Source organism: Bradyrhizobium aeschynomenes, assembly GCF_013178945.1.
Taxonomy (GTDB): domain Bacteria; phylum Pseudomonadota; class Alphaproteobacteria; order Rhizobiales; family Xanthobacteraceae; genus Bradyrhizobium; species Bradyrhizobium aeschynomenes.
Map to the genome: position 1 here is coordinate 801,436 of NZ_JABFDM010000001.1, position 21,645 is coordinate 823,080.

General features: G+C 60.9%; 19 protein-coding genes, 1 tRNA gene and 1 pseudogene. 7 read left to right on the top strand and 14 right to left on the bottom strand.

What is annotated here, in order from left to right:
• Positions 1–17: 17 nt before the first annotated feature.
• Positions 18–533, bottom strand: coding sequence for a protein phosphatase CheZ (locus HL666_RS03585; RefSeq protein ID WP_172110782.1), 516 nt, complete (start codon positions 531–533; stop codon positions 18–20).
• A 604-nt stretch (positions 534–1,137) separates the two neighbouring features.
• Positions 1,138–1,446, bottom strand: a complete 309-nt coding sequence (locus HL666_RS03590; protein WP_311975686.1) for a thioredoxin domain-containing protein — start codon at positions 1,444–1,446, stop codon at positions 1,138–1,140.
• Between the two features lie 381 nt (positions 1,447–1,827).
• Between HL666_RS03590 and HL666_RS03595 the strand changes: the two genes are divergently transcribed.
• Both HL666_RS03595 and HL666_RS03600 read left to right on the top strand, forming a co-directional pair.
• Positions 1,828–2,475 (top strand): glutathione S-transferase family protein, encoded by a 648-nt coding sequence (locus tag HL666_RS03595; protein WP_172179909.1) that lies wholly within the window; start codon positions 1,828–1,830, stop codon positions 2,473–2,475.
• 234 nt (positions 2,476–2,709) lie between these two features.
• Positions 2,710–3,840, top strand: a complete 1,131-nt coding sequence (locus HL666_RS03600) for a sterol desaturase family protein (RefSeq protein WP_172110780.1) — start codon at positions 2,710–2,712, stop codon at positions 3,838–3,840.
• A 734-nt stretch (positions 3,841–4,574) separates the two neighbouring features.
• Here HL666_RS03600 and HL666_RS03605 read toward each other — a convergent pair.
• From HL666_RS03605 to HL666_RS03620, 4 genes are all read right to left on the bottom strand, one after another.
• Positions 4,575–4,841 carry a hypothetical protein gene (locus HL666_RS03605; protein WP_172110779.1) on the bottom strand — a complete coding sequence of 89 codons (267 nt, stop codon included), beginning with the start codon at positions 4,839–4,841 and terminating at the stop codon, positions 4,575–4,577.
• A gap of 146 nt (positions 4,842–4,987) precedes the next feature.
• Positions 4,988–5,383, bottom strand: coding sequence for a TIGR02301 family protein (locus tag HL666_RS03610; protein WP_172179910.1), 396 nt, complete (start codon positions 5,381–5,383; stop codon positions 4,988–4,990).
• Positions 5,384–5,414: 31 nt separating this feature from the next.
• Positions 5,415–5,846, bottom strand: coding sequence for an NUDIX hydrolase (locus tag HL666_RS03615; protein ID WP_172110777.1), 432 nt, complete (start codon positions 5,844–5,846; stop codon positions 5,415–5,417).
• 66 nt (positions 5,847–5,912) lie between these two features.
• The gene (locus HL666_RS03620) at positions 5,913–6,443 is read right to left on the bottom strand and encodes a hypothetical protein (RefSeq protein WP_172110776.1); all 531 of its coding nucleotides are present in this window, start codon (positions 6,441–6,443) and stop codon (positions 5,913–5,915) included.
• An 86-nt stretch (positions 6,444–6,529) separates the two neighbouring features.
• Between HL666_RS03620 and HL666_RS03625 the strand changes: the two genes are divergently transcribed.
• A complete protein-coding gene (locus HL666_RS03625) occupies positions 6,530–7,300 on the top strand; it encodes an SOS response-associated peptidase (protein ID WP_172110775.1) in 771 nt (256 codons plus the stop codon).
• A 56-nt stretch (positions 7,301–7,356) separates the two neighbouring features.
• On the opposite strand, the gene HL666_RS03630 is transcribed toward HL666_RS03625, so the two are convergent.
• The 4 genes from HL666_RS03630 to HL666_RS03645 are packed head-to-tail and all read right to left on the bottom strand — an operon-like array spanning position 7,357 to position 10,860.
• Positions 7,357–7,938, bottom strand: coding sequence for an NUDIX hydrolase (locus HL666_RS03630; RefSeq protein ID WP_172110774.1), 582 nt, complete (start codon positions 7,936–7,938; stop codon positions 7,357–7,359).
• 9 nt (positions 7,939–7,947) lie between these two features.
• Positions 7,948–8,397, bottom strand: coding sequence for a GNAT family acetyltransferase (locus tag HL666_RS03635; RefSeq protein ID WP_172110773.1), 450 nt, complete (start codon positions 8,395–8,397; stop codon positions 7,948–7,950).
• Positions 8,398–8,412: 15 nt separating this feature from the next.
• The gene (locus tag HL666_RS03640; RefSeq protein ID WP_172179912.1) at positions 8,413–9,840 is read right to left on the bottom strand and encodes an FAD-binding oxidoreductase; all 1,428 of its coding nucleotides are present in this window, start codon (positions 9,838–9,840) and stop codon (positions 8,413–8,415) included.
• An 18-nt stretch (positions 9,841–9,858) separates the two neighbouring features.
• Positions 9,859–10,860, bottom strand: coding sequence for an L-threonylcarbamoyladenylate synthase (locus HL666_RS03645; protein WP_172179914.1), 1,002 nt, complete (start codon positions 10,858–10,860; stop codon positions 9,859–9,861).
• A 230-nt stretch (positions 10,861–11,090) separates the two neighbouring features.
• Here HL666_RS03645 and HL666_RS03650 point away from each other — a divergent pair.
• Positions 11,091–11,167 (top strand) — tRNA-Pro (locus HL666_RS03650).
• 174 nt (positions 11,168–11,341) lie between these two features.
• Here the strand turns inward: HL666_RS03650 and HL666_RS34560 are convergent.
• Positions 11,342–11,902 (bottom strand): annotated as a pseudogene (locus tag HL666_RS34560) (site-specific integrase); the annotation flags it as partial.
• Between the two features lie 9 nt (positions 11,903–11,911).
• Between HL666_RS34560 and HL666_RS34070 the strand changes: the two are divergent.
• Complete coding sequence (locus HL666_RS34070) at positions 11,912–12,211, top strand: hypothetical protein (protein ID WP_246741431.1); 300 nt, start codon at positions 11,912–11,914, stop codon at positions 12,209–12,211.
• Positions 12,212–13,438: 1,227 nt separating this feature from the next.
• Here HL666_RS34070 and HL666_RS03660 read toward each other — a convergent pair.
• Complete coding sequence (locus HL666_RS03660; RefSeq protein ID WP_210261704.1) at positions 13,439–14,611, bottom strand: Fic family protein; 1,173 nt, start codon at positions 14,609–14,611, stop codon at positions 13,439–13,441.
• A gap of 394 nt (positions 14,612–15,005) precedes the next feature.
• Here HL666_RS03660 and HL666_RS03665 point away from each other — a divergent pair, with 394 nt between their 5' ends.
• A complete protein-coding gene (locus tag HL666_RS03665) occupies positions 15,006–16,622 on the top strand; it encodes a DUF2130 domain-containing protein (RefSeq protein ID WP_246741432.1) in 1,617 nt (538 codons plus the stop codon).
• Positions 16,623–16,728: 106 nt separating this feature from the next.
• Entirely contained in the window at positions 16,729–19,401 is a 2,673-nt protein-coding gene (locus HL666_RS03670; RefSeq protein WP_172179916.1) for an AAA family ATPase, read from the top strand.
• A gap of 66 nt (positions 19,402–19,467) precedes the next feature.
• On the opposite strand, the gene HL666_RS03675 is transcribed toward HL666_RS03670, so the two are convergent.
• Complete coding sequence (locus tag HL666_RS03675) at positions 19,468–20,550, bottom strand: OmpA family protein (protein ID WP_172179918.1); 1,083 nt, start codon at positions 20,548–20,550, stop codon at positions 19,468–19,470.
• A 78-nt stretch (positions 20,551–20,628) separates the two neighbouring features.
• Positions 20,629–21,642, bottom strand: a complete 1,014-nt coding sequence (locus HL666_RS03680) for a hypothetical protein (RefSeq protein WP_172179920.1) — start codon at positions 21,640–21,642, stop codon at positions 20,629–20,631.
• Positions 21,643–21,645: the final 3 nt, after the last annotated feature.

The following is a 21,645-nucleotide window of genomic DNA, read 5'->3' on the forward strand; positions in this document are numbered from 1 at the left end:
CTGCGCCTCGCGGCCGTTCACCCGAACAGCTTGTCGATGTCGTCCTGGGAAATCGCCACGCCCGTCCGCTGCGGCCCGTTCAACAGGCTTGGCGTGCTCGGGGCAGCAAGCTCGGCCGCCATCCGCGCCAGCTCATCTTTTCCCCAGATGCGGACGAGCCGGTTGATATGCTCCTCCATGAACTTCAGCGACTTGACCACGCGGGTGATCCGCTGCCCGGTGAGGTCCTGAAACGCGCAGGCCTCGAACACCTTGTTGGTGCTGTCGACGATCTCGTCGCAGACCGCCACGGTCGCCGGGTCCTTGACGCCTTGCAACTTGGCGACGCTGGCGCTGATCGCCTCCATGCTTTCGAGGATCGTGTTCCCGGCGACTTCCGTGTTTTCCACGATCGCGTCGAGGGTGTCGGTCATCGACGCGAAGCTGCCCTTGTCGCCCTGAAGAGCGGCGAGTTCGCGCCGCATGCTGCTAATGTTGCCGAACATCTCGACCAGGAGCGTCTTCAGCATCCTCTCTTCTTCTGGCGCAATCATCAGAAATCCCCGACTTTCCCTTCAACGTTTCCTCAACTGAAGTCTTCACGTGGTCGCTGCCAACTCGGCTGCTCTGCCGTGATGGCATTCCGGATTTCGGTTCGGCGGTGACCAGCTCGCGACACGGCTATCGAGACTTCGCGCAAGTTCGGTACTGTGGTCACTGAGATAGGTGAAGATCAGCTCCCTAGTATTTCTCGTTTTCGTTAAGGGGACATGTTCATTCCTTTCAAAAGCCTCCAAAAACTATCCTGTGAAGGTTTCGAATGCGGAATGGCTGCCGATAGGGGAGGGCGCATCCACGCGCAAACCTCTGATAAGCCTTCGGCATCCGGGTTCACCGATGCCGCACGTAAGACTCCGGATATCGCTTTCGCTCGTCGGTATCAGTTCGGAACTCGTGTGGGCCGCGCCGAAGGTCGTCCATTGACCTATCTCGGATGGTCTGGTCATCGCTGGCGGGGAACCCGGACATCAGCCGTCGAGTGGCCGCAAGGCTGCCTTTGACCCATTGCTGGCCTTCTGAGAAGTTGTCATCGTCGTGCGATGAGACGCAGGGCCATGCGCTGACAAGTCTGTCGGGGTTTCACTGAAGGTGAGGCGGTCAATAGGCTCCCTTCCTATTTTTGCTGAATGACCTGGGCGCGGCTTCTTGGACGTGCAGAGCGATCTCGTTTTCGCTCTGGCTACCGCCGATCGCGGCGCGTCCGCCGAAGATGACATGGGACACTGAGCGGATGCCTGCTGCCGCAGATCGGCCTGCCTCCTGTTCGACGCGCTTGTGCTGGATGGGGTCGAGGGCGATTGCGTGTGCTTCCGCACGCTCGAACCCATAGTCTGCGGCAATGCCGGCGAGCACATCTGCATCACCGATGTTCTTTGCGCCAAGGAAGTAAGCTTCGGTGATCGCCACCGCGAGCCGATGCTGCGTGCCACGTTCGCTGGCGGCAAGGATGAGGGCGTGGGCCGGCTGCTGGCATACGCCCAAAGCTGGCGGCTGAGATCGAGTTCCAGCCCCGAGACTCGCTCTTCGCCTTCGGGCCGTGCAAACGCCACCTTCGGATCAACTCAGCCAAGAGCGCGCTTCGGACCTCGTATTGTGCCGCTCGACATCTGCTTCTGGCCCGTCCAGGGAGTTGGCTGGCGCTGACGACGGTTGCTATCGGGATGCAGACGGGCGTTCGTGACCTTCGAAGGACAGTGCAGCTCTTGACCCGAAGGGGAAATCGTTGTGACCTTGTAGATGTTTCCAAGTAGGTAGGCTCTCGACATCACATTGCGAGTGACAGAGCGCATGACAGTCGAACTGCACGGCTACCAGTACAGCGTATACTCGTGGATTGCTCGGTTGGCTCTCCATGAAAAGGGAGTGGTGCACAATTGGATTGAAGTAAATCCGTTCTCCGAAAATGTACCTGCAAGCTACCTCGTCATCCATCCCTTCAAGCGCGTTCCTGCGCTGGTCCACGACGCCTTCTTCGTTTACGAGACGGGCGCCATCACGCGATACGTGGATGAGGCCTTTGATGGTCCGAAGCTCCAGCCCACCGAGCCAACCGAGCGAGCGCGCTGTAGTCAGATCATGTCGATCGTGGACAGCTACGCTTATTGGCCTCTGGTAAGACAGGTCTTTTCGCACAGGGTATTCAGGCCGCGCTTGAAGCGATCGGCTGACGAAAGCGAGGTTCAACGGGGCCTCGACGCAACGCCAAAGGTACTTTCGGCTCTGGAGACAGTTTCTGGCCAGGGGCAATACCTCGTCGGTAACACTTTGTCGTTGGCTGATATCCACCTCGCGCCCATGATCGGCTACTTTGTGATGGCCCCCGAAGGGGCGGCGCTTTTGCGGAAGCACATCAAGCTCAGTCGATGGTGGTCGGCGCTCTCCCAGAGGACTGCGTTCTTGGCCACGCGGCCGGGATTACCCCGAGCACCGCAGTAACGACTGCGCTTGGCCCATCTCGGACTCCAGCCCGGCGCCGGGATGTCCGCTTTGGCGGGACAGCGGGGGTAGGCCATTGAGCGGACGAACGGCTGTTTCTGACCCAAAAGGGGACGTTGGCTTGCGGTAATTTTAACTCTTATCGGCCATCTGCTTACCCTGGCCGTTGGACTTGGGAAAACTCTCGCGCGCCTATGCGGACGTGCCTGAGGATCTTTGTTGGGGGGACCGTCGATGGTGCAGGAAAGTTCACGGCCGCGGATCGGCGAAGGGCGCATTGGCAGTTCTCTCTGCGCCGCGATCGGCGTGCTCAGCGTCGCTGCGGTGCTGTGCCTGCGCTACCCCGCCTTCCTCACGACGCCCGAGCTGCGCGTCCATTACGACGTCGAGCTGCTCCGCCTCACCCTCGCGGTCACCATGGTCGTCGGTGCCTGGCTCGGCGTCGTCGGGATCGTGCTTGGCGGCCTGCGGCTGAGCGCTGCGATCGGCCTCAGCGCGCTCTTCCTCGCCACGCTGCTGGGCGGGCCCTACGTGCCGACGCCGGATTTTCTTCAGCCGCGCTTCTATCTCGGCCTCGATTGGCTGGTGCTCGACCTCTTCTTCACGGGGGCTGCCTTCGTGCTGCTCGAGTGGGTCTTCCCGCGGGTGCGGCCGGAGCAGGGGCCGCTCAGTCCCGGCTGGAGGCTCGATCTCGCTTATTTCGGCGTCAACCACCTGCTGATCGGCGTCTTCCTGGTGGTCTCGACCCATTTTGCCCATGACGCTTTCGCCTGGGCGATCAGCCCGTCACTGCAGGCACATGTCGTGGCCCTGCCGGCGTTCGTCCGCTTCTTGCTGGTCATCCTGGCCGCTGATGCCGTCGAATACGTTGCCCACCGCGCCTATCATGAGGTGCCGTGGTTGTGGCGAATCCATGCGGTCCATCATTCGCCGGAACACATGGACTGGCTCTCGGGATCGCGCCTGCATTTCCTCGAGCCGTTGGCAACGCGCGCTCTGGTGCTGGTGCCGATCGTCCTGCTCGGCTTCCCGCAGGACACGATCTTCGCCTATCTCGTCTTCATCTCGGTGCAATCCGTGCTGATCCATTCCAACATCAAGATGGATGTGGGCTGGCTGCGCTATGTGATCGTCACGCCGCAATTCCATCATTGGCACCACGCGTCGGACGCCGAGGCGCTCGACAAGAACTACGCAGCCCACACGCCGCTGTTCGACATGATCGGCGGAACCTGGCATCTGCCCAAGGATCGCTGGCCGGTCAGATACGGCACGGTGAAGCCGATCCCCGGCGGCATGCTCGGCCAGTTCATGCACCCCTTCGTCGGGCCGGTGAAGGAATTCCTCGAACATCGCGACCCATGACGCGGCGCGCGCTGTCGCCAGCATGCGTGTCGCAGCGCATCGGCTCACTGAGGACAATCGGGTGAGGGCCGCCGGTCGGGCGAATCAGGCCACGATCTGCTCGTCCTGGCGACGCTCTCAGCTACGACAACTCCACAAAACCCACGCGCCGAAACGGCAATTTCGTGCGTCACCTCAAGGCGATCGCGCGCGCGGCACCATTTGGTTGCAGAATTCGTCTTTCTTTTTTCCAGAATTCGTGCCATTCCTCGACCCATCCCGCCTCATCGAGAGGGGCGTACGCGCGGTCGTCACGAGACGCGAGGCGGGGAGGCGGTGGACGTATCGGGTTGCAGCGTGGCTTTGGCTCGCGCGGACGAACAATTGCGATGCGGACGACCAAGTCGTGTGGTCCTGGCCTCCCGGTGCCGAGGTCAAGCCGGCGATCGATGCGAGAGTGTCGGCGCGGGCGATGGGGGCAATCAAGCCGGTCCCCAGGGAGAGCACGAAGCAGGCGTTAAAACCATCGCGCAGGGAAGGCTGGGCTCATCCGGCTGCACCTGTGGTTCCTGCCCCGTGCTTTTTGTTCGCACGGGGGCCATGGGCGTCAGCCGACGCCCAGCCTTCCCTGCGCCCTCGACTGAACGAGGGACGAACGTGGGTCATCGCTCGGACGCGAAATGCGCCGCGAGGACGATGAGGCATGTCTGAGTGCTGTTTGAGATGTGAAGACGGATACGTCGGAGTCTTCGAACCTACTGCGTCACGCGCGACAGCGAGAATTCGCCGTTGCGGATGCGCTCGGGAAACCCCTCGACGAAGGTCGCGACCGCGTCCTCGCCATAGGTCGTCACGAACTCGGCGAGCGCGGCGAACAGGCTGGCCTGGGCCAGGCAGTCGCCATCGACGCCGTCATGGCGCGCTTCCGCCCAGGCTTCGTTGAGATAGCTGAGCGCGGCCTGCTTCTGCTCATGGTCAGGCAGGACGTCGGGGAGGGCGCTGAAGGTAACGGGGAAGCTCATTGAATTCAGTCTGGCGGGGCGCCGCGGCGCAAGGAAATCCGAACGCGGGCGCGCCGGACGAGTGAGGTTTACCACGCAGGGCGCGGACGCCTAGGCCAGTTCTTTAGGAAAGGTTAACAAGGTTAACGCAATCGGGGATAACCGCCTCAATTGGCGTAGCGTGCCGTGAGGTCGCGCGAGATCTTGGAGCCCTCGTCGATGTAGCGGCGGATCGCCACCATCGCGGCCGGCGTGCAGGTGCGGTAGGTCTGCTGGAAGCCGTTATAGCCGCGGTTGAAGCCGGCGATCATGCGGGCGCGGCGCTCGCCCGATGGCGTCTCGGCATCGATCAGCGCCTGCATCTGGTTGCGCCATTTGGCGCCCTCGTTGCTGCCGCAGATGCCGCGGAGGTAATGGAGTGTGCCGAGGATCTCGGCCAGCCGCTGCAGGTCGCCATCGAACGGCGCAGCCGCGTCCTGCGCCCGCGCGGGGGCGACGGCACAGGCCAGCACGAGCATGAGGACGGCCAGGAGGCGGTTGGATGTGATATGCACGGACGTCATATGCCTTTGCTGGGCGGCGGGCGCAAGGCGGCTACACCAGGGCTCGCGCGGCGGCGATGATGTCCGGCAGGCCGTCGGTCAGGGGGAGGCCATCGAGCGCTTCGGGAACGCGCCACTGGGCGTCGTCGAGCTCCTCGTTCAAGCGGGCCTCGCCCGCCTGCCAGCGTGCGGCGAAGGGGAGGATCACGTAATGGCCGCCGCCGCCTTTGCCGCCGCTGCTGGCCGGGAGCACCTCGCGCCAGCCGGCAAGGCCGACGACGGCGATCGAAAGCCCGGTCTCCTCCATGACCTCGCGCGCGATCGCGGCGTGCAGGTCCTCGCCGAACTCGACCCGTCCGCCGGGCAGGGTGTAGACGCCCTTGGCCGGCGCGCGGGCGCGGCGCACCAGCAGGATCTTGCCGTCGCGAAAGATGGCGGCGCTGACGGCGAGTTGGGGATGACGGGGCGGAGTTTCAGTCGTCATGCGGGCGGCTCCAGCAGGGGTCTGCACTCTACCGTGAAGACCGCCGCGCTGGCAGTACGTCGCAACTCAATAGCTCGCCATGATGGCGTCGACGGCATCGACCTCATCGACTTCCGACACCGGTTCCGGATCGAACTCGATGTCGCCGTTGATGATGCCGCCGGCCTGGGAGACCAGCGGCTTGACCCAGCCGGCAGCCTGCTCCGCGAGCTTGGCCTTGGTCGCGTCCTGCTTGGCCTCGCGCATCGCGGTGCCGACCGCCAGCAGGATGTCGGTCATGGTCTTGGTGAGATGATCGAAGCGGTCGCGAATCGCCGGCTCGGCCTGCTCATAGGCCTCGATGACGAGATCGCGGGCCTTGAAATTGGTGTGCGTGAAATGTTCTGGATAGGTCAGCGGCGACCAGGCCAGGAAGTCCTCGGCGCATTCCGGAATGTCGGGAATCATTTCGAGCAGCATGACTGCCTCGTTGAAATGATTCAGATAGTCGGTGGCGAGTCCGGTGCGCGGGTTGATGTTGGCGGCGCGCAGGATCGCGGCGCGCGCCGGATCAATAGCGCTGCCAGCCGGTCGTTGGGTCGTGCGATCGGAAGGCACGGAATGGGTCGCCGCTGCGGTCATCCGCTGCAGTGTTGGCAACCCAAGTTAAAAGGTGCTGAACACACGACCATTTGAGTGAGATTATGTGTGGACGCTTCGTGATCACTTCACCACCCGCGGCTCTCAGGCAGATCTTCGGCTATGAGGAGCAGCCGAACTTTCCGCCGCGCCACAATATTGCACCGACGCAGCCGATCCCCGTAATTTTGCTGGATCGGGAGATCAGGCATTTTCGCTTGATGCGCTGGGGCTTCATGCCCGCATGGGTGAAGGATCCCCGCAATTTCACGCTGCTGATCAATGCACGTTCGGAGACCGTACGCGAGAAGCCTGCGTTCAAGAATGCGATCCGGCGGCGCCGCGTGCTTGTGCCCGCTGACGGGTATTACGAATGGCAGGTGATCGACGGCCGCAAGCGGCCGTTCTTCATCCACCGCAGCGATCGCGCGCCGCTCGGTTTCGCAGCCCTCGCGGAGACCTGGATGGGACCGAACGGCGAGGAGGTCGATACGGTCGCGCTTCTCACGGCGGCTGCGCGCGGCGATCTCGCGACGCTGCATCACCGCGTTCCGGTGACGATCAGGCCGGATGATTTTTCGCTGTGGCTCGACTGCCGCAGCGACGATGCCGACGAGGTGATGCATCTGCTGGTGGGGCCCGAAGAGGGCGAGTTCGCCTGGTACGAGGTGTCGACGCGCGTCAATACGGTGGCCAATGACGACGAGCAATTGCTGTTGCCGATCACGGCGGAGATGCGTGCCGCGGAGGAGGCGCAGCGCAAGCCGGCGAGAAAAGTTGCGCCCCGGAAGGTTGCAGCCGCACCAGCGGACGATGGGCAGGGGAGTTTGTTCTAAGGCAGGCTGCATCAAGGCGACAGAGGTGCGACCCGCGACCGAGCCGTCGGTCGCGCTCAGACGAAAATCCGCAGCGCCGCGTGCTGCAGCAGCATGATCGTCTTGGCGTCCTGAATGCGCTTGTCGCCGATCATCGCGAGCGCCTCGTCGATCCCGAGTTCCAGCACCTCGATCTCCTCGCCCTCATGCGCGAGTCCGCCGCCGGCGCTGACACGCATGCCGGGCTCGTATTCGGCAACGAAGAAGTGGATCTTCTCGGTGACCACGCCGGGGCTCATGAACGCCTCGAACACGAACTTGACGTCGTGCAGCCGGTACCCGGTCTCCTCCTCGGCCTCGAGGCGGATGCGTTCCTCGGGCGAGACATTGTCGAGCAGTCCGGCGGCGGCCTCGATCAGCAGGTCGTCATAGCCATTGAGGAAGGCCGGATAGCGGAACTGTTTGACCAGGATGACGCTGCGACGGGCGAGATTGTAGGGCAGGATCGCCGCGGCATTGCCGCGGTCGAACACGTCGCGGCTCTGCATCTGCCACGTGCCGTCGTCGCGCCGCCACTCGAACCTGGTCGAGGTCAGCGTGCCGTAATGGTCGGAGAGCACGCGCCTCTCGTGCACGCGGATGCGGTCGGAGATGCTCATGCTGGACCTCTATGTCATGCCGGGCGTGGGCGGACGGCCGTCGAGCCATTTCGAGAACACGACGCTGTCCTGCACGGCATAGTCGAGCGCCTGGTAGAACTCCTGAACCTTGGTGTTGTCGCCGCGCACCATCAGCATCAGCTTGGCGATGCCGCGTGCCCGCAGCCAGTCCTCGGCGGCGGCCATGATGGCGCGGCCGAGGTCCTGGCCGCGATGATCGGGATCGACGCTGACATAGTAGACCCAGCCGCGATGGCCGTCATGGCCGACCATCGCGGACGCCGCGATGGCGCCAGCGGCACGTCCCACGAGCACGGTGGAATCATCGCCGCGGCGGGCGAGCGCGATGTCGGCGGCGGGATCGTTCCACGGCCGCGTCAGGCCGCAGCGTTGCCACAGCGCGATGATCGCGGGCACGTCGGCATCGGTGATGTCGGAGATCGTGAGAGCAGGGGCCATGAGAGGTTCGAAAGCCTAGAGCACCTTGCCGGGGTTCATGATCCCCAGCGGATCGAACTGCGCCTTGATGGCGCGCATCAGCGCAATCGCGGTCGGGTCCTTGACGTCGGGCAGTTCGTCGCGCTTGAGCACGCCGATGCCGTGCTCGGCCGAAATCGAGCCGCCCATGCGCAGCACGATCTCGAACACGACCGCATTCACCTCGTGCCAGCGCGCCAGATAGTCGGCCGTGTTGGCGCCGACCGGCTGGCTGACATTGTAGTGGATGTTGCCGTCGCCGAGATGCCCGAATGGTACCGGCCGCGCGCCGGGGACTTTCCTGACGACAGCTTCATTGGCCTCGGCGATGAACGCCGGCACCGCGGCGACCGGCACCGAGATGTCGTGCTTGATCGAGCCGCCCTCGGGCTTCTGCGCCCAGGAGATGTCCTCGCGCAGCTTCCAGAACGCCATGCGCTGGGTGAGATTCTCGGCGATCACGGCGTCGTCGACGATGCCGCCCTCGAAGCCCTGCTCGAGGATGGTCTCCAGCGTCGACCGCGCATCGTCGCGCGAGGACGACAGCTCCATCAGCACGAACCACGGATGCTGGCCCGAGAGCGGCGCGCGGTTGCCGGCGACATGACGGATCGAGAAGTCGAGCGCGATATGGGCGATCAGCTCGAAGCTGGTCAGGCTGCCCGACGCCTCGCGCTGCGCGATGGCAAGCAGCTTGAGCGCATCTTCCGGCGATTTCAGCCCGACGAACGCCGTCTCGATCGCCCGCGGCTTCGGAAACAGCTTCAGGCTCGCTGCCGTGATGATGCCGAGCGTGCCCTCGGCGCCGATGAAGAGATTGCGCAGATCGTAGCCGGTGTTGTCCTTCTTCAGTTTCGACAGCCCATTGAGCACCCGCCCGTCGGCCAGCACCACCTCGACGCCCAGCGCCATCTCGCGCGCGACGCCGTAGGCCAGCGCGGCGGTGCCTCCGGCATTGGTCGAGAGATTGCCGCCAATGGTGCAGCTGCCCTCAGCGCCCAGCGACAGCGGAAACAGCCGGTCGACCTCGGCGGCCTTCTGCTGCGCCACCTGTAGTACGACGCCGGCCTCGGCGATCATCGTGTTGGAGGCGGTGTCGACCTCGCGAATGCGATCCATGCGCTTGAGCGACACCACGACCTCGCCATTGTGCGGCGTCTGGCCGCCGACGAGGCCGGTGTTGCCGCCCTGAGGCGTCAGCGCGATCCGATGCGCAGTCGCAAGTTTGCAGATCGCCGCGACCTCCGCGGTCGAGCCGGGACGCAGCACCAGCGGCGAGCGGCCGTGGAACAGGTTGCGCTCCTCCGTGACATAGGGTGCGACATCGGCCTCCGCGGTCAGCGCCTGGCGCTCGCCGACGATGGCGGCGAATTGCGCGATCAGATCGGGCGGCAGCGGCGGAGAGGGAGGCTGGCTGATGTTCATGGTCGGTCGCTTCCAATGTTATCTCGGCGCGGCGGCGCGGCGCAGCCGGTCGTTGATGGCCTCGCCCAGTCCGTCGTTCGGGATCGGCATCACGGCGATGCTGCGCGCGCCCTTGGCATCGAGGCTGCGAAGATAGCCGAAAAGATGCATCGCCGCCTCTGCCGGATCACCCGATGGCGACAGGTTGAGAACAGCGACGGCCTGAGCGGCACCGGGCAGGGTCAGGGGACCGAAGGCGAGCAGCGCCTCGCCGGGCGCGACCTCGCTGGCGTCGAGGCGCACGCGGGCGCGCGGAGCATAATGCGAGGCCAGCATGCCCGGTGCCAGCGGTTGCTCGGACGCCTCGGGCTCGGCCGGTGCCGGCCGCGTCAGGGGCCGGTCGAGCATGGTCTCGATCGCCTCGCTTGGAACGCCACCGGGCCGCAGCAGCGTCGGTTGCTCGAAGCAGCCGACGATCGTCGATTCGACGCCGACCTCGACCGGTCCGCCGTCCAGGATCAGGTCGATGCGCCCCGTGAGATCGGCTGCCACATGGGCTGCGGTGGTCGGCGAGACGTGGCCGGAGATGTTGGCCGAGGGCGCCACCACGGCGCCGCCGAACGCTGCGAGCAGCGCCCGCGCGATCGGATGCGAGGGAATGCGAATCGCGACGGTGTCGAGGCCGGCGGTGGCGAGATCCGCGACGGTGCAGCCGGGCGCCTGCGGCACCACCAGGGTCAGCGGTCCCGGCCAGAACGCATCGGCCAGGCGTTCGGCCGTGGCATCGAACCGACCGATCCGCCGCGCGGCCGCGATGTTGGCGACATGGGCGATCAGCGGATTGAAGGCCGGCCGGCCCTTGGCCTGGTAGAGGCGGGCGATCGCGGCGGCATTGGCGGCATCGGCCCCGAGCCCGTAGACGGTTTCGGTCGGGAACGCCACCAGCCCGCCGCGCGCGAACGTCGCCGCGGCTTGCGTGATTCCTGCCGCGTCGGCGGGCAGGATCCTGGTCTCGATCGCGTTGGTGTCTGGCACGGGCATCACTGGTACGGGACGACGGCGGCTTCCGCGCCCGGCTATAGCGGGCGTGAGCCTGCGAATGAAGCACGCAAATGCGCCGCTGAGCTGCGCCCGGGCCATAGCCGACGGGCAAAGCTTCGTGAGCTCAAGCAGTTAACCCATCCGCGGGCGATCGACCATTTCATTGCGATTTCCTGCCCCGTGCGCCTTGCGGAGACGCAGACCCGACGCTATAAGCCGGCTTCCCAAGTCGGAGCGTGGCTCAGCCCGGTAGAGCACTGCGTTCGGGACGCAGGGGTCGCAGGTTCGAATCCTGCCGCTCCGACCATTTTTTCCCAGAGTTTCTCTCCTGCGTACGATCTTCGATGGGGCTGGCCACCGTTTTGGCCACCGAAACATTGAAGCCCTTTTGACCGATCGCAACCGCCGCACCTTGCAGGTAGTCGGGGTGATGGTGGCCATAGGTGTCTTGCAAGATCTCCGGGGACATTCCTAGGAACCCGGCTGCTTCCCAGATTGATACGCCCCGCTGCATCAGCCAGGTCGCGGCGGTATGGCGCAAGGTATGCGGGGTGACTTTGCCGGGCAGGCCAGCCAGCCCGACGGCTCTGCTGAACCCCTTCTTTACCGATGCGACTGGCTTGCCGTTGAACTCGACGAAGCACGTGGCGATCAGCTTGCGATCTTTCCACCGCCGCAGGTGGGCGAGCAGCCGCGGGGGTATGGGCGCTGGAGTCTGGCGCTTCTTGGTTGCACGCTTCCCGATCGGCTTTCGGTAGAATATCCCGTGCTCAAGGTCGACGTAAGAGCGGTCCCGCTCCGTATACGGCGAGGCTGACGCAATAGCCCCAGCCCGAGTGCCAGTGTAAAGGCCGATCAGAATAAATCTGGCCACATGTCTCAGTGGCCGACGGTTCGTGCTGACCGGATCACCTTTCGACGCTCCTGAATGGATCGTCTGCTTCTCTCGATGCCGCCAGCAATGCCAAATAAGCGCCGCAGCTTCCTGTCGCGTAAGCCATCGGTCGCGCGGAACTCCCTTCGGCGGAAGTGACACGCGCACTAAGCCCCGGTGAAAGCCTTCTTTCGCATGATGGTTGATGGCAGCACGAAATGTCTCCAGGTCCCGGCGTGCACCACCGCGGTTGCCACGATGCCTGACATATGCGGCGCAGGTCTGGGCATTGACCGCGGACAGTCTCTTGCCGCCCCAGAATTCATTGAGGCGGTCAATCCTAGCTCCGATCTCGAACTGGTCGCTCGGTTCGCCAATATCGGTCAGATAGATCGACAGTACGTCAGCACAGTCGATATCCTCGATATCCTGCCGGCGGCGTTCGGGTTGATACTTTTCGGCGATGTAATCCGCTAGGGCCTGCTCTGCCTCTCGAGGCGGTTTCGTTTCAGTCGGGCTTGCAACGCATCCCGTGGCGATGTGGCGATCTCCATCTTTGATAATCCAGACCGCCTGGTGAACAAGTTTTCCGTCTCGGTATCGGGCCTTTCTCTTGTAGAGTCTGATCCCTTTGCTTGGACGCGACATAACTCCCTCATGGCCTTGATAGCTTCAAGGGTAGTATAGTCTCTATTCGCGATCCGTTCGAGAGTCAGTCGACCTCTAGCGCCTTCTCTTCGCAGGCCAGAAGCGGTCATAGATCCATCCGGGAAGGCTATTTTGGCGGCAACATCTAGACGTAGCGGCGCAGATGGGTCGATCGTGTCAGCCGTAGGCTGCATGACTCGTTTCGACATTGAGGGCCTCAATCTCGACAGCCGCGGCAGTCGTATGGATTCCAAGCGCAGTTCGTGGGACTTGTCCGGTCACAAGCGACCTACATCTATCATCGCCAGACTTCCCAAATCAGAGACGAACTTGCCAGGTCGAAGCTTGTCGCAGATTTTCGCGCGCAAAGGACGGGCAATTCTGACTAAGAGCCCCGAGAGGGGAAGCAGAACACCTATCCGATGCACGAAGAGGCGCGGCACCAGTCCGATCTCGAAGCAACCCGACTTACCGCAAATTGGTGCGTTCCTGGTGTCGCACCCCATCCGCCGGGCCTCCACTCACCCGCAACCGATTGTACACACGGGAAGCCCGGGGAATTGAACTTGCAACCAGATCGTTATGAGCGGCAGGATATCCATTGGCTTTGTTGATTTTTCTGCGTTTTCGTCCGATTTCAAGGCGTTTCGCATCGTTTCGTTCACGTCCTTTCTGGTGCGAAACTGGTGCGGCTATCCAATCGCGGACGTACTCGGCAACCAGCTCAGGCGCAGCACAACGAATGCCGTTGTGAGCATATCGAGCTCCATAAAGGCATTCATACTGGGCTCGAAGTTGTGTTCTGATAGTCGCTTGTGCGCATGTTTCAGCGCCACTAGCGCGGTGAAGGAGTTCGATATCCTATAGAGCTGCAGGTACTCTTTATCTCCACGGCGTCCAGCGCTGCCCGTCCGTTGTCTGCCATGGCTTGGTAGCTTTGGCGCCATTCGTCGGGAAAGAACTCAAGCGCCTCTTCCGGTAATGAATAGTACTTAGTGTCTTGTGGTTTTGCTGGCTCGTCCGGCACTTTGATCTCCACTCGGTTAGGCCGAGCTTTTATCCCGCTAGCGGTTGGTACAATCTGGGAAACCACCGATCGACGATGGCCGCGGGAAAACCAAGCTTTACATGCGAGCGCGTGGTGGGGGAGACGAGGTAGCCCTTGTCGATAAGCGCATTGAGCACCGTTCGAGCTTGGCGCGCTTCGTACCCCGTCAGCGCGGGGGCGTTGCCCCTCGCATACTCACCAGCCATGACGGCTTCGCGCAGCAACGGCCAGGAACCCTTTGAGAGACGCTTTGCGCGGGTTTCTTCTTCGGTCCAGATCTCCATACGTCTCAGCAGTTCTTCTGGCTCTAAAAGCCCTGCCATGAAGTCGACTTGGTCGACACAAGTCGTCAGGAAGAATTTGCAGAAGTCGATAAGCCCGGCCATCGTGAGGTTACCGCGGCCGTCTAGGTCGCCGCGACGCGGTTCGTCCGCGGCCTGGAGGCCGGCTTTATAGTCGGCGACCCTCCGCGCAAGGCCGCGCGAGACGGCCCAGAGTTCGGAGCCTACGTCCAGCTCACGCAGCAATGCATGGGAAAACAGGCGGGTCACGCGGCCGTTGCCATCGAGAAACGGGTGAATCCACGCCAGCCGATGATGGGAGGCGGCTACGCCGATGATTTTTCGAAGCCTAGAAAGGTGCTTTGAGGAGTAGCCCTCAGCAAACCGCTCCAGGAACGCGGGGAGATCCTCGGGAGGAGGTGGAATATGCAGGCCGACCTTGACGTGGTCCTTTCGGAGCTCGCCAGGGATGACCTTGATGGTCTCTTTGGTGGTCGGATGTTCGACGACCAGCAACTCCTCCGGCAGCCGTTCGCAGAAGTTCTTGTGCGTCCAGATAATGAAATCGACGGGTAGCGCAGGCGAGGGGGCCTCACCGCGGTCGATCATGCGCTGCACTTCAATGTGGGCACGGGCTTCCAATTGCAGGTTACGGCGCTCCGGCTCTTGAGAAAGGTCGTTGTTGAGTGCCCGGTCGATGTCGATTGGGAGCGTATTGTGGCCTTCGATGAGGTTCGAGTAATAGCAGTTCATTGAGCGCACCAGATCGCCTACCGAGGCCCGCATGATTGGATGCAGGCGCCCCGCTAGGGTGCTTGCCTTGGCGACCAGGTCGGTGGCCAGATCTTCGAGTTCCTGCCGATCTTCCGGCAGGAGGGGTTCCATAGCTGAGACGTTCATTTTGCCGCTTTCTTTGCCACAAAATACTAAAGCAAAAACAGGCACTAAATAAAGTTTAACGGGCTAGATTTGCCGCTTTCTTTGCCGCTTAGAGGAGCAGAAATCCGCATAACCGTTCGAGGTAAAGGATGGGCTTTCCTTTCCTTAGGCGGCGGAGCGGGCCGAGGTGGGAGCCTTTGGCCCTGGTTCTCTCCCTGGCCAACTCGCCCAGATCGGAAAACTGGGGAAAATACCCGTAACCGTTGTGCATCGCTTGACCGGTCTGGGGCCCCGTGTTCTAACTTTGTTCTCGTGAAGAGCGGAACTCGCCCGAACGCCAATCGGCTAGGTCGGTCCGGCTTTGCCCTCCGCTTTCTGAACAACCGCAGCTGCCCCAGCCTTTCGGACAGGAAAAATGCACGAGATCATCTGTCCCCACTGTAGCAAGGCCTTCAAGGTCGACGAGTCCGGCTATGCCGAGATCCTGAAGCAGGTCCGAGACGCGGACTTTGACCGGCAGTTGCACGACCGGCTGGAATTGGCCGAGCGGGAAAAACAGCACGCTGTGGAGCTGGCCACGACCAAGCTCAATAACGATCTGCAGAGGGCCGCAGCTGCCAAGGATGCCGAAATCCAAGAGTTGAAGGCGAAGCTGGAGGGTAGCGAAGTTACTCAGCGGCTCGCTGTCACCGAGGCGCTCAGTGCCGTGGAGAAAGAGCGTGACACACTCGCGAACGCGCTCGCGCAAGCTGAAAGCGACAAAAAAGCCGCTTCTGAACTTGCTGAGGCGCTTCTCGCAAGCGAGCTGCACAAAGCCTCCGCCGCTAAGGAAGAGGAGATCCAGGCGCTAAAGTCCAAGCTTGAGGCGAGCGGGGTTGCTCAGCGGCTCGCCGTAACCGAGGCTCTTAGCGCTGTGGAGAAGGAGCGCGACACGCTCGCGAACGCGCTCAGGCAAGCTGAAAACGACAAAAGAGCTGCTTCGGAACTTGCTGAGGCGCGTCTGGCCAGCGAACTGCACAAAGTCTCCGCCACTAAGGAGGAAGAGATCCAGGGGCTGAAAGCCAAGCTCGATAGTGTCGAGCTTGAGAGGAAGCTTGTGCTCGCCGAAGCGGTCAGCGCAGTCGAAAAAGAACGCGACGAGCTCAAGAACGGCATCAAGCAGGCAGAGCTTGAGAAACAGCTGGCCGAGAAATCTCTCAAGGACAGGTACGAAATGCAGATTAAGGATCGTGATGACACGATTGAACGTCTCAAAGATATGAAGTCTCGTCTCTCGACTAAAATGATCGGCGAGACACTGGAACAGCACTGCGAGATTGAGTTCAACCGGGTGCGATCGATGGCCTTTCCGCGGGCGTATTTCGAGAAGGACAACGACGCGCGGACCGGCAGTAAGGGTGATTATATCTTTCGCGATTCGGACGAAGCCGGTACCGAGATCATCTCGATTATGTTCGAAATGAAAAACGAGAGCGACAAGACAGCAACAAAGAGCAGGAACGAAGACTTCCTCAAGGAACTCGACCGGGATCGCGTCGAAAAAGGATGCGAATATGCGATCCTGGTGTCGCTGCTTGAACCTGACAGCGAGCTCTATAATGCCGGCATAGTCGACGTGTTCCATCGCTATCCGAAGATGTATGTAGTACGACCGCAATTCTTTCTGCCGATCATCACGCTTCTGCGGAATGCGGCTGTTAACTCCCTGAAGTACAAGACGGAGCTGGCGCTCGTTAAAGCGCAGAATATCGACATCACACAGTTTGAAAATCAGCTTGAGACGTTCAAGAGCGGGTTCGCAAAGAATTACGACCTCGCTTCGAGGCACTTCCAAACGGCGATCAATGAGATTGATAAGTCCATCGATCATCTCCAGAAAACAAAAGACGCTCTGATAGGCGCTGACCGCAACCTCCGCCTTGCGAACGACAAAGCGCAGGACGTGACAATCAAGAAACTGACCCGCGCTAACCCCACCATGGCTGCGAAATTCGCAGATCTCAAAAACCATACCGTACCGGCTGTCGACTAGCAGTTCGCCAAACCTGACTGTGGATAATCAGAATCAACCTGCGCGTGCCTAGACATTTCGATATACGAATAAGCTGCATAAATTTCTATCAAACAAGGCGAGGGAGATGGCACAGGAAAACCTGTTCGCCTGGTTTCAGGGGCGTCCTGCTTGGCAGCAGGCGCTAGCCAGCGCCCTTGTCGCTTCCACCGAACTATCGACCGCGGATTTTGAGAAGTTCAGCACGGCGCTTAAACAGGACTACGGCCTTGCCGAAGGCAGTCCTCCCGAATGGCCCACTATCACGAAGGCACAGCTGAAAAGCGACGCGGCGTCCGCACCGGTCACCATTTTAGGTTCAATCGGCCCGTTAAAGCACATTGATCGGCTCGCGGCCGACCAACCCCCGTTGAGGTTTGCCAAGGCAGGCATCACGCTTATTTATGGCGCGAATGGCTCAGGAAAGAGCGGCTATTGCCGCATCGCAAAGAGGCTATGTCGCTGCCTGCATGACGTGGCCCTTCGAGGGAATGTGTACGCCCCTGAAAGCGGAGCGCCCCGCGAAATCCAGCTTACATTCGGCGTGCAGGGCCAGGAGAAGAAAAGCGTTACGTGGAATGACGACAGCGAGCCGCCGGAAGAACTCGGCCGAATATCTGTCTTTGACAGCGATGCCGCAGGACTCTACGTCGACAGCGAACGAAAGATCGAATTCCTGCCGTTTGAACTAGCGCTGATGACGAGGTTCGTCGCGGCGCTCAAGACGTTGGAAACCGGGTTTGAAGCGGAGCTAGATCAAATCAAACCCCTCTTAAAATCGCCTCTGCCTACGGGATACGGCACTGAGACCGCCGCGGCCAAGCTCATCGCGAGACTGCTCCCCGATGGCCCTCTCCCGACGGAAGCTGACTTGCGCGCGGTCGCGGTGTGGGATGAGGACCTTGAGGCGGAACTGCTAGCCCTTGTAAAGGAAGCCAAAACAGACCCCGCGCTTCTGCTCAAGCTCACGCAATCTGTTGCCTCCACGACAACTGAGCTCTCCACGGAGGTCGAGTCGGCGATCGCGGTGGTGGGCGACGAATACGTCTCCAGATTGCGGGCTGAACGCAACGTTGCGCGCGAGACCCGCGCGGCCGCGAAGGCCGTTGCCGATGGGTTACTTGACGGCGCCGTCGTTCCGAATCTCGGCACGGACCAATGGCGTCAAATGTTGGTCCATGCGCGACAGTTCGCCGCCGAGGCGTTCCCGGCCGTGGCGGCGCCACAGCTGGCAAATTCGGATGTGTGTGTCCTCTGTCATCAGCCCCTGACGCCAGCGGCGCGCGAGCGCCTCGAACAGTTCGATACCTATCTGATGGGCAAAGCCAACGAGGATGCCGAAAACGCGCAGAAAGCGTTCCAGACATCCATGAGTGCCGTCCGACAGTTCACCTGCGACAGCGAAGAACAATACGCCGCCCGTTTGAAGACCTATGTCGACGGCTCTCCCGAGCGGGCGGCCCTCGTTGGTCGTGTTATAGGCTTCCTTCACGCTGCCAAAGCCCGGAGCGAGGCGATCGTTCAGGCCTTTAAAGCCCAGGATGACGCAGCGCTCAATGCTCTTCCGCCCATTGATGTCGCGATACTCACCGAACTCGAGGCTCATTTGGCAAGCCTCAATCAGCTCGCCACGACCTACCAGCCGACGCCAGAACAGGCGTCAGCCCAAGCCAAGGTGGCGGTCCGCATTGCCGCACTAGAAGCCCAAAAGAAGTTTGCGTCGGATATTGATATCTTCGTGCAGCGTTTAATGGCGTTGGAGCGCCAGGCGAAAACCAAGCTCTGCATAGAGGCTTGCGCGACCGGGCCCATCACGGCGTTCATCACGCGGCTGCGCCGGCAGCAGCTGACGCCGACGTTGCGTGACAATTTTAAAGCAGAAGTAAAAGCGTTCGATCTTGAACATCTACCGCTCGATCTGTCCGATCGCGCTCAGGCCGGTGTCAGCAAAGTCCAAATTGGCCTCGAAACCAAGCAGATGATTAAGCGTAATAGCGACATTCTGAGTGAAGGCGAGAAGCGGGCGTTGGCGCTCGCCGGTTTTCTGGCCGAAGCCAAGGAAATCGGCGCTTCCCATGGCATCGTTATCGACGATCCCGTTTCGTCTCTGGACCATTCCCGGATTGAGGCGGTTGCTAAGCGGCTTGTCGAAGAAGCGAAGACTGGGCGCCAAGTCATCATCTTCACCCACAATCTCGTTTTCCATTATGCCGTCCGTTCAGCGGCGCGGGGCGTTCCGCTGCGTGAAGAGTGGATCGCTAAACATCCCGACGGACGTTTCGGTGTCATCGACGAAGGTCAGAAGCCCTGGATTTCCTTGGACTGCAAGCGACGTATTGGCCAGATTAGCGAGCTGATTACGGCAAACAAAAAGGCCTATTCAGAAACGGATGAGACGTGCCGGCCTTTCGTGACCAAGGTTTACACCAAGCTTCGGGAGACCTGGGAGCACACTGTCGAAGAAATCCTCTTTGCTGACGTCATTGGCCGCTTCCGGCCGGATGTTCAAACGCAGAGACTGCGAATGGCTAAAGTTGAAGAGGCGGATTATGAGGCCGTCTACGAAGGAATGACTCGGTGCTCCAGATATTCCGGACACGACCAGGCCATGGAAAGTCCGCCGGATTTGCCAAAAATGTCAGAAATATTAGCCGATTTCGAGGCTCTTAAGGTGTTTGTAAGCCAGGCCAATGCTCGGAAACAAAGTCTCGATCAAAATAACAAAAAGCTATCCGAGCCGCTGGTCGCCGAGCTTCTTTAAAGCGCCAATTTCAAAAGTTGGATCAAAAATCGATCGGGCCGTAACATCAAGCATCCTTGCGAGTGGTTAGTTTGCCGACGTCTCGAGGTGAGCAGGCGAAAGTTGCTTTGGAAGCAGCGGCAGCGGTGCAGGCCGCGCGATTGGTCGCCGCCTGGGGGGCAGCGGTACTACGGCCGGAGCAACGCTCGCCGTGATTTCGTGTCCATCCGACTTCCGAAGCCGAATTTCAATGCGGCGCCGTTCCTTGATGTTTGCGGGTATTCCCTGAATCGCGAGTGTCTCATCCGTATTCACCAACTGCGCGCCGGAGAGGGGTATCAGCTTGTACTTTGAAAGCGGACTTTGCCTCAGTGCGCTCACAACTGATACCGCGCGAGCCAATCCCAATCCGGCGTTGTCTGCAGGAACGAGGCTCGCGATATTGGCGGTATTCTTCAGGACGGAAGCCAGATTCCAGTCGAGATTGGACTGGTGCGCTCCGAGTGGCTGCTCGTCCGTATGGCCAACCACTTCGATAACGTCGACATCGTATTGATCAATCAACTTTTGAACGTCGGATACTTTGTTGAGAAGCTTGTCGCGAAACTCTGGCGTGAGCTCGGCGCTGCCGCTCTTGAAGAAATACCCACCGGCCTCGCTCAGACTGATGATCGGTGGCCATTGGTGACCGGATGGGCCTGCGCCTGCTGCTCCGCGATTGATGGCGTCGAGGATCGTCTGAGTGGACGGAGGTGGCTCGCCCGGCTTGGTCACCGCTTTATTGATTATGGCCATTGCATTCGCGTCCTTCACCGCCTTCTCGACATCGACATCGTTGGCCTTCATTGTGTTGATTTCAGCTATCCGGTCTCGAAGCTCCTTGAGCGACAATCCAGATTTCTCCAGCTCATCTGCAGTCGCGCGACCCTCCACTAGCTCCCGCCAGTACTGTTCGATGACTTGTGGGTCGCCACTTCGTGCAAAGGTCTTTAATTTCTCAACTAGCGTCTCGCTCTTGAGAGCGTCGACCATATCCTGGTCACGCCGATTGTCAGCCAGCAGCTGCTCGACCCGATGTTCGGCCTTGGCACGTTTTTCCTGCTCTTTTCGCAGGAAAGCGGCCATGGCGATGAGCAGGCAAAATACCAGGAGCAGCATGATCTCGGCCATCGTGAGCCCGAGAACCAGGCCCTGCCGATATGATGAACCCTGCCTGACGATTTGACCATTCATTACGGACACGGCGTCTTACCTTGTGTTGTGATCCCACGGTCCTGTCGCGTACCGCTGCGCATTCTCTGCCCGGATCTCTTGCATCAGGCCGTTGAGCGCCCCGGCTATGGCTTGCGTTTGTGCAAGCTTCTCGTCGATGGCGTTTGCCTGAATCTCCGCACTCTTGCTAAACGAGTTTACCGCGCGCGTAAGGCCTTGAACCATAGGTGCGAGCTTGATCTCAATGATATGCTCAGGTGTCTGCAGAGAGGCCAACTTGTTCACGACGGCATCGATGGCCTTTACGATGCTAGCCGTGCTCTTTGAAAGCCGGTCTCCCTCATTAGCTAACTGCTTGGATACCGCTTCCAGCGTCTCAACAACATGGTCGTTCATCGTGTTGAGCGCCTCTCCAGACCGTTTTGATGCTTCCTCAAGGGGTTGACGGGCCGTCACTGCAAAATCCTTTATTTCACTTGCCAGTTCCTTGCGGGTCTCGCCCAGGGTCTCCTTCAGTTCGTCAAGCGCATCGCTGATCGATTGTTGGGCCATTCTTCTGAAGTAGCCGAATTCAAGAATAGTGCTTTCCAGCTCCCGTTTCACCTTCCGGGAGGCCTGAGCCAGTTCCATCCGGGCAGTCGCCTCTACTTCGACCGGGTCGCGGCGCATCTGGTTGAAAAAAATCCGAAGCGCGATGCCGGCGATCGTCGATGCGATAGCAATGCCGAAATTCTTGACGATCTGCTCGGCCGCTCCCTCGGACGAGAATTGGTAAAGCGAAACGGCGAGGCTGGTAAGCGTAAACAGAAAGCCCATGTAGTAGAGGTTGTCACCGGATTGATCGTCACGCAGGCGAAATAGACGCGCTGTGCCGAGCACCACCGCGTAGCCGACCATGATCAGCACCGGCACGGTTGTAACTTGTGCGGCGCTGAAATCATGGAGCTTCGCGAACGTGATGTAGCCGCTCCCGGCAAGGACAACACCGAAGAACAGCAGGCCGTTGATTAAGCCTGGCGGGAGTGCTCCGGTCTTAGCATTGGGATCCATGCG

Excerpts from the sequence above, each read along its gene's own strand:
- HL666_RS03585 (WP_172110782.1), bottom strand. The coding sequence starts at position 533 with ATGATTGCGCCAGAAGAAGAGAGGATGCTGAAGACGCTCCTGGTCGAG.
- HL666_RS03595 (WP_172179909.1), top strand. The coding sequence starts at position 1,828 with ATGACAGTCGAACTGCACGGCTACCAGTACAGCGTATACTCGTGGATT.
- HL666_RS03600 (WP_172110780.1), top strand. The coding sequence starts at position 2,710 with ATGGTGCAGGAAAGTTCACGGCCGCGGATCGGCGAAGGGCGCATTGGC.
- HL666_RS03605 (WP_172110779.1), bottom strand. The coding sequence starts at position 4,841 with ATGAGCTTCCCCGTTACCTTCAGCGCCCTCCCCGACGTCCTGCCTGAC.
- HL666_RS03610 (WP_172179910.1), bottom strand. The coding sequence starts at position 5,383 with ATGACGTCCGTGCATATCACATCCAACCGCCTCCTGGCCGTCCTCATG.
- HL666_RS03615 (WP_172110777.1), bottom strand. The coding sequence starts at position 5,846 with ATGACGACTGAAACTCCGCCCCGTCATCCCCAACTCGCCGTCAGCGCC.
- HL666_RS03625 (WP_172110775.1), top strand. The coding sequence starts at position 6,530 with ATGTGTGGACGCTTCGTGATCACTTCACCACCCGCGGCTCTCAGGCAG.
- HL666_RS03630 (WP_172110774.1), bottom strand. The coding sequence starts at position 7,938 with ATGAGCATCTCCGACCGCATCCGCGTGCACGAGAGGCGCGTGCTCTCC.
- HL666_RS03635 (WP_172110773.1), bottom strand. The coding sequence starts at position 8,397 with ATGGCCCCTGCTCTCACGATCTCCGACATCACCGATGCCGACGTGCCC.
- HL666_RS03640 (WP_172179912.1), bottom strand. The coding sequence starts at position 9,840 with ATGAACATCAGCCAGCCTCCCTCTCCGCCGCTGCCGCCCGATCTGATC.
- HL666_RS03645 (WP_172179914.1), bottom strand. The coding sequence starts at position 10,860 with ATGCCCGTGCCAGACACCAACGCGATCGAGACCAGGATCCTGCCCGCC.
- HL666_RS03660 (WP_210261704.1), bottom strand. The coding sequence starts at position 14,611 with ATGAACGTCTCAGCTATGGAACCCCTCCTGCCGGAAGATCGGCAGGAA.
- HL666_RS03665 (WP_246741432.1), top strand. The coding sequence starts at position 15,006 with ATGCACGAGATCATCTGTCCCCACTGTAGCAAGGCCTTCAAGGTCGAC.
- HL666_RS03670 (WP_172179916.1), top strand. The coding sequence starts at position 16,729 with ATGGCACAGGAAAACCTGTTCGCCTGGTTTCAGGGGCGTCCTGCTTGG.
- HL666_RS03675 (WP_172179918.1), bottom strand. The coding sequence starts at position 20,550 with ATGGCCGAGATCATGCTGCTCCTGGTATTTTGCCTGCTCATCGCCATG.
- HL666_RS03680 (WP_172179920.1), bottom strand. The coding sequence starts at position 21,642 with ATGGATCCCAATGCTAAGACCGGAGCACTCCCGCCAGGCTTAATCAAC.